General features: G+C 72.4%; 12 protein-coding genes. 4 read left to right on the top strand and 8 right to left on the bottom strand.

The genetic code is table 11. The features are described 5' to 3' along the window. Window positions 1-37 precede the first annotated feature (37 nt). From ACFWJW_RS34705 to ACFWJW_RS34685, 5 genes are all read right to left on the bottom strand, one after another. On the bottom strand, window positions 38-1,279 hold the full coding sequence (locus tag ACFWJW_RS34705) for an XdhC family protein (RefSeq protein WP_387248711.1): 1,242 nt from the start codon (window positions 1,277-1,279) through the stop codon (window positions 38-40). Window positions 1,280-1,316: 37 nt separating this feature from the next. Continuing rightward, window positions 1,317-2,774 (bottom strand): NCS2 family permease, encoded by a 1,458-nt coding sequence (locus ACFWJW_RS34700; protein WP_387248709.1) that lies wholly within the window; start codon window positions 2,772-2,774, stop codon window positions 1,317-1,319. Between the two features lie 249 nt (window positions 2,775-3,023). Continuing rightward, complete coding sequence (locus ACFWJW_RS34695) at window positions 3,024-5,435, bottom strand: xanthine dehydrogenase family protein molybdopterin-binding subunit (RefSeq protein ID WP_387248707.1); 2,412 nt, start codon at window positions 5,433-5,435, stop codon at window positions 3,024-3,026. 5 nt (window positions 5,436-5,440) lie between these two features. Beyond that, the gene (locus tag ACFWJW_RS34690; protein ID WP_387248705.1) at window positions 5,441-6,037 is read right to left on the bottom strand and encodes a (2Fe-2S)-binding protein; all 597 of its coding nucleotides are present in this window, start codon (window positions 6,035-6,037) and stop codon (window positions 5,441-5,443) included. Beyond that, window positions 6,028-6,915 (bottom strand): FAD binding domain-containing protein, encoded by an 888-nt coding sequence (locus ACFWJW_RS34685; protein ID WP_387248703.1) that lies wholly within the window; start codon window positions 6,913-6,915, stop codon window positions 6,028-6,030. Before ACFWJW_RS34685 ends, ACFWJW_RS34690 begins: the two co-directional genes overlap by 10 nt. A 259-nt stretch (window positions 6,916-7,174) precedes the next feature. Between ACFWJW_RS34685 and ACFWJW_RS34680 the strand changes: the two genes are divergently transcribed. The 3 genes from ACFWJW_RS34680 (at window position 7,175) to ACFWJW_RS34670 (ending at window position 11,316) form a co-directional block, all read left to right on the top strand. Continuing rightward, window positions 7,175-8,842 carry a PucR family transcriptional regulator gene (locus ACFWJW_RS34680; protein ID WP_387248701.1) on the top strand — a complete coding sequence of 556 codons (1,668 nt, stop codon included), beginning with the start codon at window positions 7,175-7,177 and terminating at the stop codon, window positions 8,840-8,842. Window positions 8,843-9,165: 323 nt separating this feature from the next. Next, a complete protein-coding gene (locus ACFWJW_RS34675; protein ID WP_387248699.1) occupies window positions 9,166-10,020 on the top strand; it encodes a hypothetical protein in 855 nt (284 codons plus the stop codon). Window positions 10,021-10,440: 420 nt separating this feature from the next. Next, window positions 10,441-11,316 carry a hypothetical protein gene (locus ACFWJW_RS34670; protein WP_387248698.1) on the top strand — a complete coding sequence of 292 codons (876 nt, stop codon included), beginning with the start codon at window positions 10,441-10,443 and terminating at the stop codon, window positions 11,314-11,316. A gap of 21 nt (window positions 11,317-11,337) precedes the next feature. On the opposite strand, the gene ACFWJW_RS34665 is transcribed toward ACFWJW_RS34670, so the two are convergent. Continuing rightward, the gene (locus tag ACFWJW_RS34665) at window positions 11,338-12,033 is read right to left on the bottom strand and encodes a GntR family transcriptional regulator (protein WP_387248696.1); all 696 of its coding nucleotides are present in this window, start codon (window positions 12,031-12,033) and stop codon (window positions 11,338-11,340) included. 174 nt (window positions 12,034-12,207) lie between these two features. Here ACFWJW_RS34665 and ACFWJW_RS34660 point away from each other — a divergent pair, with 174 nt between their 5' ends. Continuing rightward, on the top strand, window positions 12,208-13,047 hold the full coding sequence (locus ACFWJW_RS34660) for a (2Fe-2S)-binding protein (RefSeq protein ID WP_387248694.1): 840 nt from the start codon (window positions 12,208-12,210) through the stop codon (window positions 13,045-13,047). A gap of 17 nt (window positions 13,048-13,064) precedes the next feature. Here the strand turns inward: ACFWJW_RS34660 and ACFWJW_RS34655 are convergent, their stop codons facing one another. Together ACFWJW_RS34655 and ACFWJW_RS34650 are read right to left on the bottom strand one after the other, a co-directional pair. Next, window positions 13,065-14,057 carry a hypothetical protein gene (locus tag ACFWJW_RS34655; protein ID WP_387248692.1) on the bottom strand — a complete coding sequence of 331 codons (993 nt, stop codon included), beginning with the start codon at window positions 14,055-14,057 and terminating at the stop codon, window positions 13,065-13,067. Next, the gene (locus ACFWJW_RS34650) at window positions 14,054-15,322 is read right to left on the bottom strand and encodes an MFS transporter (RefSeq protein ID WP_387248690.1); all 1,269 of its coding nucleotides are present in this window, start codon (window positions 15,320-15,322) and stop codon (window positions 14,054-14,056) included. Before ACFWJW_RS34650 ends, ACFWJW_RS34655 begins: the two co-directional genes overlap by 4 nt. Window positions 15,323-15,473 lie beyond the last annotated feature (151 nt).

The raw sequence follows: 15,473 nt of genomic DNA, 5'->3' as shown, positions 1-15,473 counted from the left end.
CACCCTGTTTTTGCGGGGGGGCCCGCGGCCGGCCCCCTCAAGCCACCGACCCGATCCGACCCACCGTCCGGCCCGTGTCGTGATGGATCGGCGTATGCGCGCCGGTCAGCGGGCCGCCGGTGCCGCCGCGGCGGTTGGCGACGATCTCGGCGGCGATGGAGAGGGCGGTCTCCTCCGGCGTGCGTGCGCCGAGGTCGAGGCCGATGGGTGAGCGCAGCCGGTTCAGTTCGAGTTCGGTCAGGCCGACGTCCCGCAGCCGTTGCCGGCGGTCCAGGTGGGTGCGGCGCGAGCCCATCGCGCCGACGTAGGCGACCGGGAGCTTGAGCGCCCGCTCCAGCAGCGGGACGTCGAACTTGGCGTCGTGGGTCAGCACGCAGAGCACCGTGCGGGGGTCGAGGTGCTGGGAGTCCAGGTAGCGGTGCGGCCAGTCGACGACGATCTCGTCGGCGTCCGGGAAGCGGGCCCTGGTCGCGAAGACGGGGCGGGCGTCGCAGACCGTGACGTGGTAGTTGAGGAACTTGCCGACCCTGACCAGCGCGGCGGCGAAGTCGATGGCACCGAAGACGATCATGCGCGGCGGCGGGACGGCGGACTCGACGAGCAGGACCACGGGCTGGCCACAGCGCGATCCGCTGCGCTGCGCACCGTCCTCGTCCTCCGCTTCCTCACCGGGCGCGAAGCCCGTGCCGATCTCCAGGCTGGTGGTGCGCCCGGCGTCCAGCAGGGCGCGGGTCTCCTCGACCGCGGTGCGGTCGAGGACGGGGTGGCCGCCGAGGGTGCCGGTGTGGCTGCCGTCGGCGCGTACCAGCAGGGCGCGGCCGAGGAGTCCGGCGGGGCCCTGGACGACCCGGGCGAGCGCCGCCGCCTCTCCGGACGCGGCGGCGGCCAGCCCGGCGGCGAGCGTGCCGGCGGTGATGTCCGCCCGCTCCCCCGCGAAGCCGCCGTCGCCGGTGGTCGCGGGGGCGCTCGTCCGTATCGGCTGGACGAGGATGTCGATGATGCCGCCGCAGGTCAGGCCCACGGCGAAGGCGTCCTCGTCGCTGTAGCCGAAGCGCTCCAGAACCGGCTCACCGGTCTCCAGCGCCTGTTGGCACAGCTCGTACACCGCCCCCTCCACACATCCGCCGGAGACCGACCCGATCGCCGTGCCGTCACTGTCGACGGCCAGCGCGGCCCCGGGCTGGCGGGGCGCGCTGCCGTTGGTGTCCACCACGGTGGCCACCGCGAACGCACGGCCCTGCTCGACCCACCGGTGCAGCTCTTCGGCGATGTCCAGCATGTCGGTCTCCTAACGGACGGGGGCAGTTGGCGGGCGGTTACTTGACGCCCAGCCACTGCTCGATCGGATGAAGCGAGAAGTAGACGACGAAGACGGCGGTCAGCACCCACATGAAGCCGCCGACCTCCCGCCACTTGCCCTGTGCCGCCTTGATGGCGGCGTAGGCGATGACACCGGCGCCGACGCCCGCGGTGATGCTGTACGTGAACGGCATCAGGGCCACGGTCAGGAACACCGGGATGGACACCGAGCGGTCGCGCCAGTCCACATGGCCGGCGGCGCTCATCATCATCGAGCCGATCACGACGAGGGCGGCCGAGGCCACCTGGGCCGGGACGAGCTGGGTGAGCGGCGTGAAGAACAGGCAGGCCGCGAAGAACAGGCCGGTGATGACGGACGACAGGCCGGTCCGCGCCCCCTCGCCGACACCGCTCGCCGACTCGATGAACACGGTCTGACCGGACGAGCCGGTGATGCCGCCGATGGCACCGCCCGCGCCGTCCACGAACAGCGCCTTGGACAGGCCCGGCATCCGGCCCTTGTCATCGGCGAGCTTGGCCTCGGTGCCGACGCCGATGATGGTGGCCATGGCGTCGAAGAAGCCGGCCAGCACCAGGGTGAAGACGATCATGCCGACGCTGAGGGCGCCGATGGAGCTCCAGCCGCCGAACTCCACATGACCGAAGAGGCCGAAGTCGGGCATCGCGACGGCACTGCCGGTCAGCTCCGGGGGCGTGCCGCCCCAGTCCTTGGCCGTCAGCCCGCCGAGCCTGGTGGCCGCGATGGACAGCACGCTGCCGACGACGATGCCGATGAGGATGGCGCCGGGCACCTTGCGGGCCTGGAGCGCGAAGATCAGCAGCAGCGTCACACAAAAGAACAGGACGGGCCAGCCGGCCAGTTGCCCGGTGAGGCCGAGGGTGACCGGGCCGCCCTCACCCTTGCCCACGAAACCGGCCTTCACCAGCCCCAGCAGCGCGACGAACATCCCGATGCCCATGGTGATCGCGTGCTTGAGCGCGAGCGGGATGGCGTTCATGATCATCTCGCGCAGTCCGGTCACCACCAGCAGGCAGATGACCACGCCGTACACCACACACATCCCCATGGCCTGCGGCCAGGTCATGTTCGGGACGACCTGGGCGGTCAGCGCGGCGGAGACGTTCAGACCGGCCGCGAGCGCCAGCGGCACCTTGCCGATGAAGCCCATCAGCAGTGTGGAGACCGCCGCGGCGAGCGCGGTCGCGGTGACCACGCCGGCATGCGCGAGGGTGTGCTTCTCCACGTCCGGTGTCGAGAGGATCAGCGGGTTGAGCAGGAGGATGTAGCACATCGCCATGAAGGTGGTGATGCCGCCGCGCACCTCTTGCGCGACCGTCGATCCTCTGTCGGAGATGTGGAAGTACCGGTCGAGCCAGGAGCGGCCGGCGGGCTGACGTGAGCCGGCGCCCGCGTCTTCCGCCGTCGTCCTCGGCTCGGTGGACTGCTGGGTCATGGTGCCTTACTCCCAAGGTTCACAGGGGCACTCGCACGGGGTGCGAGATTTGGGATGGATCTTCGGCTGCACGACCCGGGGGACGGCCCGAGACGAACGGGGGTGCTGGCTCCGGCGGACCGGAGCAGCGACTGCGTACTGCGACTGCGGGGGCCGGTCTCCGGGCGGTACGCGGAGGAGGACGGACAGGGACACCCCTGACACGCACCGCCCGGAGGCCGGTGTCCGGGGTCGCCCCCGGACGGCTCTCTATGTGCCGGTGAGGTGCTCGGGCCGCACCGGCGTCTTGTTGAGCTCCAGCCCGGTCGCGTTCCGGATCGCCGCGAGGACGGCCGGGGTGGACGACAGGGTGGGGGCCTCGCCGATACCGCGCAGCCCGTAGGGGGCGTGCTCGTCGGCGAGTTCGAGCACATCGACCGGGATGGTCGGCGTGTCGAGGATCGTGGGGATGAGGTAGTCCGTGAAGGAGGGGTTGCGCACCTTCGCGGTCTTGGGGTCGACGATGATCTCCTCCATCACCGCCACGCCCAGGCCCTGGGTGGTACCGCCCTGGATCTGGCCGACGACGGACAGCGGGTTGAGCGCCTTGCCGACGTCCTGGGCGCAGGCCAGCTCGACGACCTTGACCAGGCCGAGTTCGGTGTCCACCTCGACGACCGCGCGGTGGGCGGCGAAGGAGTACTGGACATGGCCGTTGCCCTGGCCGGTCCGCAGGTCGAAGGGCTCGGTCGGGCGGTGCCGCCACTCCAGCTCCAGATCGACCGCCTCGTCCTCCAGGACGTCCGCCAGGGTGGCGAGGACCTCGCCGCCGTCGGTGACGACCTTGCCGCCCTCCAGCAGGAGTTCGGCGGTGGCCCACGCCGGGTGGTACGAACCGAACTTGCGCCGGCCGATGTCGAGTACCTGCTCGCGGACGTGCTCACAGGTGTTCTTGACCGCGCCGCCGGTGACGTAGGTCTGGCGGGAGGCGGAGGTCGAACCCGCCGAACCTACCTGGGTGTCGGCCGGCTGGATGGTGACCTGCTGGACCCCCAGCTCCGTACGGGCGATCTGGGCGTGGACGGTGACGCCGCCCTGGCCGACCTCCGCCATCGCGGTGTGGACCGTGGCGACCGGCTCGCCGCCGGCGACCTCCATCCGCACCCGGGCGGTGGAGTAGTCGTCGAATCCCTCGGAGAAGCCGACGTTCTTGATGCCGACGGCGTAGCCGACACCGCGGACCACGCCCTCGCCGTGGGTGGTGTTGGACAGCCCGCCGGGCAGCGCCCGGACATCGGCGCCCGCCCCGGCCGTCAGCCACTGCTGCTCCGGCGGGAGCGGCATCGCCTTGACGCGGCGGAGGAGTTCGGCGACCGGGGCCGGGGAGTCGACCGGCTGCCCGGTCGGCATGATCGTGCCCTGTTCCATGGCGTTGAGCTGCCGGAACTCGACCGGGTCCATGCCCAGCTTCTTGGCGACCTTGTCCATCTGCGCCTCGTAGGCGAAGCACGCCTGGACCGCGCCGAAGCCGCGCATCGCGCCGCAGGGCGGGTTGTTGGAGTAGAGCGCGATGGCCTCGATGTCGACGTCATCGACGACGTACGGGCCGACGGCGAGCGAGGAGGCGTTGCCGACCACGGCCGGGGAAGCGGACGCGTAGGCGCCGCCGTCCAGCACGATCCGGCACTTGAGGTGGGTGAGCTTGCCGTCCTTGGTGGCGCCGTGCTCGTACCAGAGCTTCGCCGGGTGCCGGTGGACGTGCCCGAAGAAGGACTCGAACCGGTTGTAGACGATCTTGACGGGCTTGCCGGTGCGCAGCGCCAGGAGACAGGCGTGGATCTGCATCGACAGGTCCTCGCGGCCGCCGAACGCGCCGCCGACGCCGGACAGCGTCATCCGCACCTTCTCCTCGGGCAGGCCGAGGACCGGGGCGATCTGGCGGAGGTCGGAGTGCAGCCACTGGGTGGCGACGTAGAGATCGACACCGCCGTCCTCGCCGGGCACCGCGAGCCCGGACTCCGGGCCGAGGAACGCCTGGTCCTGCATGCCGAAGACATACTCGCCGGAGACGATGACATCGGCCTTCTCGGCGGCCTCGTCGGCGTTGCCGCGGATGATCGGCTGCCGGTGGACGATGTTCGGGTGCGGGACGTGCCCGATGTGGTGGTCGGTGCGGTTCTCGTGGACCAGCGGGGCGCCCTCGGCGGTGGCGGAGGACTCGTCGGTGACGACCGGCAGCTCGGCGTAGTCGATCTTGATCTTGGCGGCGGCGCGGCGCGCGGTCTCCGGGTGGTCGGCGGCGACCAGCGCCACCGGCTCACCGTGGTGGCGCACCTTGCCGTGCGCGAGAACCGGGGTGTCCTGGATCTCCAGGCCGTAGTTCTTCACGTCGGTGGGCAGGTCGTCATAGGTCAGGACGGCGTAGACACCCGGGGTCGCGAGGGCCTCGGCGGTGTCGATGGAACGGATCTCGGCGTGCGCGACGGTGGAGCGCAGGGTGAAGCCCCACAGCATGTCCTCGTGCCACATGTCCGAGGAGTAGGCGAATTCGCCGGTCACCTTGAGGGTGCCGTCGGGCCGCAGCGTGGACTCGCCGATGCCGGCCTTGGTCTTGCTGCCCTGGGTGAGGTTGGTGGGGGTACGGCCCGGAGCGGTAGCGGCTCGTGGCGGTGTGCCGGTCATGATGCTCAGGCCCCCTGTCCGGCGGTGTGGTTCTCGCCGCGGGCGGCTGCCAGCCGGACCGCGTCGAGGATCTTCTCGTAGCCCGTGCAGCGGCACAGGTTGCCCGACAGTGCCTCCCGGATATCGGCGTCCGACGGGGAGTCGTTGCGCTCCAGCAGTTCGTCCGCGGCGACCAGCAGGCCCGGGGTGCAGAAGCCGCACTGGACCGCACCGGCGTCGATGAACGCCTGCTGGATCGGGGAGAGTTCGGTCTGCTCGCCGGTCTGGGAGACCGTGGGGCGGGCCTGCCACTGCTGGGCCTCGTCGAGACCGGTGCCGCAGACACCGGAGGCACAGCCGCCCTCGGCGCGCTGCTTGGCGAAGTCCGCCAGCCCCTCGACGGTCACCACGTCACGGCCCTCCACCTGGCCCGCGGCGACCAGACAGGAGCACACCGGCACCCCGTCGAGACGGACCGTGCAGGAACCGCACTCGCCCTGCTCACAGGCGTTCTTGGAGCCCGGCAGGCCCATTCGCTCCCGGAGGACGTACAGCAGGCTCTCGCCTTCCCAGACGTCGTCGGCCTCCTGGCGGCGGCCGTTGACGGTGAATGTCACGCGCACTGTGCGCTCCTCTCGTTGCCGCGGTAGGACTCCCAGGTCCAGCCGAGGGTGCGGCGGGCCATGATGCCGACCGCGTGCCGGCGGTAGGTGGCGCTGCCGCGCACATCGTCGATCGGGCTGCACGCACCGGCGGCGAGCTGCGCGAACTGTTTGGCGACGGACGGCGGAACGGGGTTGCCGGACTCCCAGAAGCCGCCCTCGTCCAGCGCCGCGGCGAGGAACTCCTCGGCCTCGCGGGCCCGTACGGGGGTGGGCGCGGCGGAACCGATGCCGGTGCGCACCGTGCGGGTCTCCGGGTGCAGCGCGATACCGAAGGCACACACCGCGATCACCATGGCGTTGCGGGTGCCGACCTTGGAGAACTGCTGCGGTCCGTCGGCCTTCGGCAGATGCACCGACCGGATCAGCTCGTCGGGCTCCATGGCGTTGCGCTTGACGCCCACGTAGAAGTCGTCGATCGGGATCATCCGGCGGCCGCGTACGGACTCGACCTCGACCGCACCGCCCGAGGCGAGCAGGGCGGGGTGCGCGTCACCGGCCGGGGAGGCGGTGCCGAGGTTGCCGCCGACGCCGCCGCGGTTGCGGATCTGCGGGGAGGCGACGGTGTGCGAGGCCAGTGCCAGGCCCGGGAGTTCGGCCCGCAGGTTCTCCATGATCTGGGTGTAGGAAACGGAGGCGCCCAGACGTACGGTCTTCTCGCCGACCTCCCACTCGCTCAGGTCACCGATGCGGTTCAGGTCGAGCAGGTACTCGGGGCGGCGATGGTCGAAGTTGATCTCGACCATCACGTCCGTGCCGCCCGCGATGGGCACAGCGGTAGGGTGCTCGGCCTTGGCGGCGAGCGCCTCCTCCCAGCTGGCGGGGCGAAGGAAGTCCATGGTTGGCCTCTTCTACGAAATCGGTCGTTCGTTACTCATGGTGAGGACGCTGGGCTCACATCGCCATGGAGCCGTTCATGTCTCGTTAACGGTTGAGACTCAGTGAACGCGCCCCGCACCGCCCGGTGCAGTCACCGAAACCATGAAGCGGTTGGCTGGCCACGGCACCTGTCTTGTAGATTCGAACGAAAGACGAGGCTCTGAAACCTCGCGGCATTCCACCGGCAACACCAGACAGCAAAGAACGGCGGGCGAGGTCATGCGGCTCCGCGCACTCCTGGACACCCCCTCCCTGGGCCTGCGGCTGCTCGGGGGCGAGGACGAGCTGGACCGCACCGTACGCGGCGTGATGACCACCGACCTGCGTGACCCCAGCCGCTACCTCTCCGGCGGCGAACTGGTGCTGACGGGCCTGGCCTGGCGCCGAGCCCCCGAGGACTCCGAGCGGTTCGTGCGCATCCTGGCCGCCGCCGGGGTCGCCGGACTCGCGGCGGGCGAGGCGGAGCTGGGCTCGGTCCCGGACGACCTGGTGGCGGCCTGTGCCCGGCACCGGCTGCCGCTGTTCTCGGTCGTCGAGGACGTCTCGTTCGCCTCCATCACCGAACATGTGGTCCGCCAGGTCTCCAGCGAACGGGCCGGTGACCTCGCGGCCGTGGTGGACCGTCACCGGCGGCTGATGACGTCGGGCCCCACCGGCGGCGGTCCGGAGGTGGTCCTGGACCTGCTGGGCTCCGACCTGGATCTGCGGGCCTGGGTGCTCTCCCCCACCGGACGGCAGATCGCCGGGTCGACGCTGGCCGGCGCCGGGCCCGAGCTGTCCACCGAGCTGGCCGCCCGGCTCGCGGGCGAGCATCTGGCGGCCGCCCGCAGCGGCCGCCGCGGCCCGCACCGCGTCACCCTGGAGGGCGCCGGCGGCACGTTCTCGCTGTTCCCGATCCGCCACGACGGCCGTGACCTGCGCCAGACCCTGCTCAGCGACTGGCTGCTGGCCGTCGAGGCGGACGCCGGTGACTGGCCCGAGGAGCGCCTCGACCTGCTGCACGGCGTCACCCAGCTGATCGCCGTGGAACGCGACCGGCGCGACGCGGCCCGTACGGTCCGCCGCCGGCTCGCCCAGGAGGTGCTGGAGCTCGTCCAGACCGGCGCACCGCCGGCCGAGATCGCCGCCCGGCTGCGGGTGGCGGCCCCGGTGCTGCTGCCCGGACTGGGCACCGCGCCGCACTGGCAGATCGTGGTGGCCAGGGTCGAGTGGGAGGACGGCGACGTCCCCGGCGGCCCGGTGGCCCAGAGCCTGCTGGAGGAGGTGCTGGTCGACCCGGGCACCTTTGGTCCGGAGCCCTCCGACCGGATCGCCGTGGCCCACACCGGCGACGAGGCGGTGGCGCTGGTGCCGCTGCCCGTCCCGGACGAGCCCGGGGACTCCTCGGCGGCCGGTCTGCACGCCGATGAGCTGCTCTCCGTCGTCCAGGCGCCGCTGGGCCGCGGCCTGGCGGACGACGGGCGGCTGACGGTCGGCGTGAGCGCCTCGGTGCACTCGGCGGAGGGGCTGCGCGGTGCGCTGGAGGAGGCCCGGCACGCCCGCCGGGTCGCCGCCGCCCGTCCGGGCCGGGTCTGCGCCGCCGGGCACGAGGAGCTGGCCTCGCATGTGCTGCTGCTGCCGTTCGTGCCGGACGACGTCCGCCGGGCCTTCACCGCCCGCCTGCTGGACCCGCTGCGCGACTACGACCGCCGGCACCGTGCCGAGCTGATCCCCACGCTGGAGGCGTTCCTGGACTGCGACGGCTCCTGGACCCGCTGCGCCGGCCGCCTCCACCTGCACGTCAACACGCTCCGCTACCGGGTGGGCCGGATCGAGCAGCTGACCGGCCGTGATCTGTCCCGCCTGGAGGACAAGCTCGACTTCTTCCTGGCACTGCGGATGAGCTGACGACGGGACGGCGCCGAGCCCCGTCCCACCCGCGACAGCTGGGACCGATCCGCGGGCGTGACCCCGTCGGCCCGGGCTGCGCCGTTCGGGGTAATCCGATCGGGCGGCATCCCGTTCACGGCGTACGGGCGCGAGCGGGCGCAGCACCGCGCGGCGCGCCCGATCAGCGCCGCGCCCCCCGTCAGAACCGCGCACCAGGTGATTGTGAAAACATTCACTCAGCCCCTTGGCCGCACGACGGAATCCGTGCTGAGATTCGCCCACGGTCTTGCAACTTCCAGCTCAATGGCGCGCTAGGGGAGGGCAATGTGGCGGATACCGCCATGTCAGGATCCGCGGATCCCGTGGAACCCATCAGTTCTGCGGAGCCGGCACCGCTCGCGGTACCGGGACCCGCATCCGCACCGGAGGCACCGGCACACGGCACGGTCGAGGGGGACAGCCCCCTCGACCGTGCCGTTTGGCGACTGCGCTCCCGCGGCTGCTGGGACGACGCGGCCGCGCTGCTGGAACCACACTCCGTCCATCACGCCCCGTCGGCGCTCCGTCGCGCCGCGCTCCTGGTGGAGCGCTGCATGTTCACGGCCACCGGCTGGGCCGCGGCGGAGGACGCCCTGCGCAGCGCCGAGGCCCTGGCGAGCGGTGACGACGAGCGCGGCGGCGCGGCCTGCGAGCGCGGCCATCTCGCCTACGCCGCCACGGTCCTGGGCGTCCGTGACCGGGCCGACGAGGCGCGTTCGGCGCTCGGCCGGGCCGCCGCGCTGCTGGCGCCCGCCGCGCCCGGCCGCCCGCTGCTGGACTTCCGCCGCGGGCTGATGGCCGAGCACGTCGCCGACAGTCCGGACGCGGCGCGCGCCGCCTACCGCCGCGCGCACGCCGGCGCCACCGCGCACGGCGACACCCTGCTGCTGTCCTTCACCTGGCGCCATCTGGCCGGGCTGGCGCTGCGCGACGGCGACGTGGCGGAGGCCCGGCACGGCTTCGCCGAGTCGCTGCGGATCCGCGAGGAGCTGGGCTTCCTCATCGGCACGGCACCGGCCCTGGCGGCGCTGGCCGACGCCGTCCCGGACACCGACGCACCACGGCTGCGCGCCGAGGCCGCCCGGCTGTTCCGCCTCATGGGCGGCGTCCCCACCTGGCTCGCGGACCATCTGCCCACCGCGGTCACGGCGACCTAGAGCGGTCAACGGGAAGCGCGGAGGACGGCCAACCACACGCCGAGGGTGAGCGGTTGGCCGTCCTCCGTTTGTCACCGCCCTTGCCTCTTCTTGTCACCGGCCCTGCCTCTTCACCCCCGCGCCGTCAACCCCCCGTAGTCAGCCATGCCCCCTCGCGCCGCGATTGGCCGGATCTGGACGGTCGCCACGGTGGATCGGCCGGGGCGCGATGGTTGCCATCCGCCCCTGCGGTCGACGAGCCGGGGGAACCATGAGGTGGGACCATGGGCGGAAGCCGAGGGCGAGGGGTGTTCCATCAGGCCCCACAGGCCCCGAGAATGGCCGCAAGTCGCACTGTGAGGCGGCGGCAGGGACTTGGATGCTGGTCCGGGACCAGCTGGGGTCCCCACCCACTGGCACAGCCTTGACAGGAGGCCATAGATGACAGCAGGAGTGACGAATACGACCACTGGAACGGACTGGGGCAAGGCAGATTTCGAGGCGATTTACAACTGCCCGGATCCCCGTCGGTACTTCACCACTCTGAACCCCCTGGACTACCAGATTCCGCACCACGGCCAAGCGGTCTTCCGCGCCGTGGCCGAGACCCTCCAGCGGCACCGGAGCGACCGCCCGCCACTGAACGTCGTCGACCTCTGCTGCTCGTACGGGGTCAACGCCGCGCTGCTCAACTACCGGCTGTCCCTCTCGGACCTCTACGGGCACTACACGGCGCCCGGCGCGGGCATGCCGACCACCCGCCAACTCCTCGAAGAGGACCGCACGTTCTTCGCCAACCGGCGGAACGCCGCACCCTTCCGGATCACCGGCATCGACGCGGCGGACCGCGCGGTCGCCTATGCCCGAGCCGTCGGTCTGCTCGACCACGGATTCGCGGAGAACCTGGAGCTCGACGAGCCGAGCCCGGAGCTGCGACGGGTCCTGGCCGGCACCGATCTCATCACGGTCACCGGCGGCGTCGGCTACATCACCGCGCGTACCTTCGGTCATCTCTTCGACCATGTCTCCAGGCCGCCATGGGTCGCCGCGTTCGTCCTGCGCACGGTGTCCTACCAGCCCGTCTCCGCACTGCTGGCCCGGGCCGGCCTGGTGACGGAGAAGCTCACCACCCGTACCTTCCGGCAGCGCCGGTTCGCCGACGGCGGCGAGCGGCAGGCGACATTCGAGGCGCTGGCCGCCCGCGGCCTGTCCACCGCGGGCAAGGAAAGTGACGGCTTCTACCACGCCGAGCTCTATCTCTCCCGGCCCGCCGCCGATGTCGCGGCGCTGCCCATGGAGGAGCTGCTGCCCGACTGAGCCGCCGTGGCCCGACACCCCTCAGTGCGGGTGCCGGGCCACCGAGACATGCTCGCGGGCGATCCGCTCGACGACCGCATACTCCTGGGCCACCAGGGCGTCGAGCAGCGCCGTGTGCTCGGAGGCGTCGGCCAGCAGCTCGGCCGTACGCAGCCGGGGGCCGCCGGCCGGCGACTGGGCGCGGCGCAGCAGGTCGCCGGCGACCTCGGTGAGCCGGCGGTTGCCGGTGAGCGACATCAGGGCGACGTGGAAGGCGTGGTCGGCCTCGGCGTAGCCGGCCCGGTCCCCGCGGGCGGCGGCGGCCACACCCGCCACGGCGAGCGGGCGCAGCTCCTCCCAGCGCTCCGGGGCCAGCGCCCGCGCCAGCCGGATGATCGCGGGCACCTCCAGCATCCTGCGGACCTCGGCCAGCTCGGCGAGGTCCCGGGAGCTGCACTCGGCGACCCGGAAGCCGCGGTTGGGCACGACCTCGACGGCCCCTTCGGACGCCAGCTGCTGCATGGCCTCCCGGACCGGGGTCGCGGAGACGCCGTAGCGCTCGGCCAGCGCCGGGGCGGAGTAGACCTCACCCGGGGCCAGCTCCCCGCCGGCCAGCGCATGGCGCAGCGCGGCCAGCACCTGGCCGCGGACGGAGTGCCGCCGGGGCGCGGCGGGACCGGGCTGCGCGGGCACCCATGCCCGCGCGACCGGCTCCTGTTCCGCTGTGCCCTGTTCCATGACGGATCCTCCTGACGTATCCCAGCACCATAGGCGGCGCGGGCCACAGTACAAATCCGTGCGCCGGTCCCGGAAGCTCGCCGGACCGCCGGGACTGACGCCGATCGAGCGCGGGTAGTTTCGGATAAGGTAAGCCTTACCTGCCTAACGATCCGCGATTCGGTGGTCTCCCCCATGACTTCTGTTCTCGCCGCCCCGGCCGCGACCCACCCCGTCGCCGAGGCTTACGCCCGGCTCTCCGAGGCATTTCCCGGGCTGCGGGTGTCCACCTGGCACACGGCGCCGCCCAGCGGCGACGGCTGGGTCTGCGCGGCCGGGCTGGCGGCCGGCGGCGAGACCCTCGACGCCTTTCTCGCCTGGGACGACGCACAGATCCTCCGGGACCACGGCCGCCCCGCCCGGCCCGACGTGGTCGCGAGCTTCGCACTGCACCGCTACGCCTGGCCGGCCTGTCTGCTGTTCACCGTCCCCTGGTTCCTGCACCGCCGGGTCCCGCGACTGCCCGTCCAGGACGTCTCGACGCAGCGCGCATTGGGCCGGATGGCGGTGCGCATCAGCGCGTTCGCCTGCCTCCCGGACGACCCGGCGGCGGCGCTGCCCGGCGCCCGGGTGGTACCGGACGAGGAGGCACTGCGCGCGGAGGTCCGGTCCGCGGTGGCCGGACATCTCGGACCCGTCTTGGAGGGCTTCCGCCCCCGGATGCGGCGCGGGTCGCGGGCGCTCTGGGGAATGGCATCCGACGAGATCGTCGAGGGCCTCTGGCACGTGGCGCAACTACTGGGCGAGGAGCCACGCGCGGTGGCCGCACTGGAGCAGCTGCTGCCGGGCGCCACCGCCCCCTACCCGGGAAGCGCCGGCTTCCGCACCCTGACCGGCCCCCGAGGCGAGCCCCTGCCCACCCGCGACCGCACCACCTGCTGCCTCTACTACACCCTGCGCCCCAACGACACCTGCCTCACCTGCCCCCGCACCCACGACGAGGACCGCGTCCAGCGCCTTAGCGCGACCAGCTGACGGCCACTCAGGGGCAGTCAGTGCGCGCGGGTGAGGGCCGCGGGCGAAGCGGCGTCGCGCAGCATCACCCGCGGTGCCCCCGAGCCGTCGGCCGGCACCTGCCAGACGTCGGAACGGCCGCGCCCCTTGGGGAGGGCATAGGCGACGGTGCGCGCATCTAGCCAGGCCGCCTGGTCGTCGACGGAGCGCGTCTCGGCCAGGGGTGTGACCCGGTTCGTGGCCACCTCCAGGACGGAGAGCCGCCAGCCGTGGGAGGGCTGGTCGTCGCGGGCCGATTTGAAGGCGATCCGGGTCCCGTCGGGGGACAGCGAGGGGCACTCGACGTTCGCGCGGAGCGCGCGCAGGGTGCGGTGAGCGAGGTCGCCGCGGACCAGGTAGCGGTGCCCCCTGGTGGACAGGGTGGCGTAGAAGTGCCGGTCGTCGGAGGCGAAGGTGATGCCCCAGACGTTGAGGTCAACGGCGGTGTAGGGCTTGCCGTGCAGGGTGACGTGCCAGTCCTCCAGTGTCGGGATGAGCCGCTGCGTACGGGTGTCGAGGATGCCGGCCCGGGTGGAGAAGCGGCCGCCGTTGTAGGAGTCGCCGGCGACGAAGACCGTCCAGGCGACCATCCGGCCGCTGGGTGACACCCGCGCCCGGTTGGGAACCCCTACCAGCGGAATGGTCCGGCGCACCTTCAACCGGTCGTCCATGACGGCCAGTTGGTAGGTCTTGAGACCGTCGTCCAGGCGCAGGCACAAGGCGGTGCCGCCGGCCGCATAGACCCGGGCGCAGGTGACCGATGACGTGACGCGTCGCGCCCCGGGCCGGTCGGCGCGGACGGAGATCAGCTGGTCTCGGCTACCGGGGGCGGTGCTGCGGGCAAGGATGCGCGGGCCGGGGGCGACCGATACGGCGGCGGCCGGGCCGGTGGCCGCGGTGGGCCGGGCGGCATGCCGGATCGCCAGCGTTGCCAGGACGGTGAGGACGGCCGCGGTCACGGTCACCACGAGCAGGGGGCTGCGCCGGTTCATGCGGTGGTCTCCTCGACGAGGGGGCGGGCCAATGCACCCGCGGTGAGGGCGACAGCCAGCAGCACGGCACCGGCCGCCGCGGCGGAGGCGGGGCCGGCGCCCCACTGCGACCAGGCGGCGCCGAATGCGACGGACGAGCCGAAGTAGGCCAGCGCCTGGACGGTCTGCACCAGCGCCATCCCGGTGGTGCGCAGGGCGGGCGGGAGGACGGGGCCGGCCAGCGCCATCAGGACGCCGTCGGTGGCGGCGTAGAAGGTGCCGTAGCAGCAGAGGACGAGGACGGTGGCGGCCGTGCCGGAGAGCGGGGAGCGCAGCAGCACGTAGACGGCGAAGAGCATGCCGTAGCCGCACATCAGCATCGGTGTGCGGCCGATGCGGTCGGCGAGGGCGCCCAGCGGGGTGGCGAGCAGGAGGTAGACGAGGTTGGTGCCGACGGCGAAGAGCGGGAACCAGCCGGCCGACACGCTCTGACGGTGCATCAGCTGGAGGTAGACGAAGCCGTCGCCGATGGTGGCGAGTCCCAGCAGACCGGCCGCGTACACCAATCGGCGCACGCCGCGCCGGCGCAGCAGGTCCCCCACGGCGCGGGGACTGACGGTGCGGGTGGCGGGCTGCGCCGCCCGGTGGTCACGGGCGAACGCCATCAGGACGACAACGGCCAGGACGGCGATGCAGAAGCTGGTGAAGAAGATGGCACCGAACGCCCGCGGCGAGGCCGCCCCGATGACCGAGAGCAGGCCCAGGGCGACGAGCGGGCCGGCGAAGGCGCCCGCGCTGTCCATGGCGCGGTGCAGACCGAAGGCCCGGCCCAGCACGGGTTCGGGCACGGAGAGCGAGATCAGGGCGTCGCGCGGCGCGCTCCGCAGGCCCTTCCCGGTACGGTCCGCGACGATCACCGCGCCGAGCGCGCCCACCGAGGAACCGGCCGCCACCAGCCCGAGTTTGGCGAGCGCCGAGACGCCGTAGCCCACGGCGGCGACCGCTTTGCGGCGCAGGGTGCGGTCGGCGAGATAGCCGCCCACCAGGCGCAGCAGTGCGGTGGCGCCGGTGTAGAGGCCGTCCATCAGGCCGTAGGCGGCCGGGCTCATCTGGAGGGTGAGGACGAAGTAGAGAGGAAGGACGGCGGTGACCATCTCCGCGGAGATGTCGGTGATCAGGCTGACGGCGCCCAGCGCCAGAACATTGCGCCCGACGGCCGCGAAGGTGGTACGCGGTGCGCTGCCCGCGCCGTCCTTCGGTGCTCGTTCGATGGTGGACAGGTACACGGTCGAGGTCCCCGCCTTTCGTGCTGCTCGGTCTGTTCCATCTGGTCCGGCCGGCGGTGCGGCCCGGCCGGGCCCGGGGCGCCCCCCGGGGGGGGCGGCGGGCCCGGGGCGGGGGGAGATAACACCGAGGTCCCGATGTAGCCGAGGGCCG

Origin of the sequence: Streptomyces sp. NPDC127097 (assembly GCF_042724075.1) — a bacterium.
GTDB lineage: Bacteria > Actinomycetota > Actinomycetes > Streptomycetales > Streptomycetaceae > Streptomyces.
This window is presented reverse-complemented; position numbering and strand designations above follow the sequence as displayed.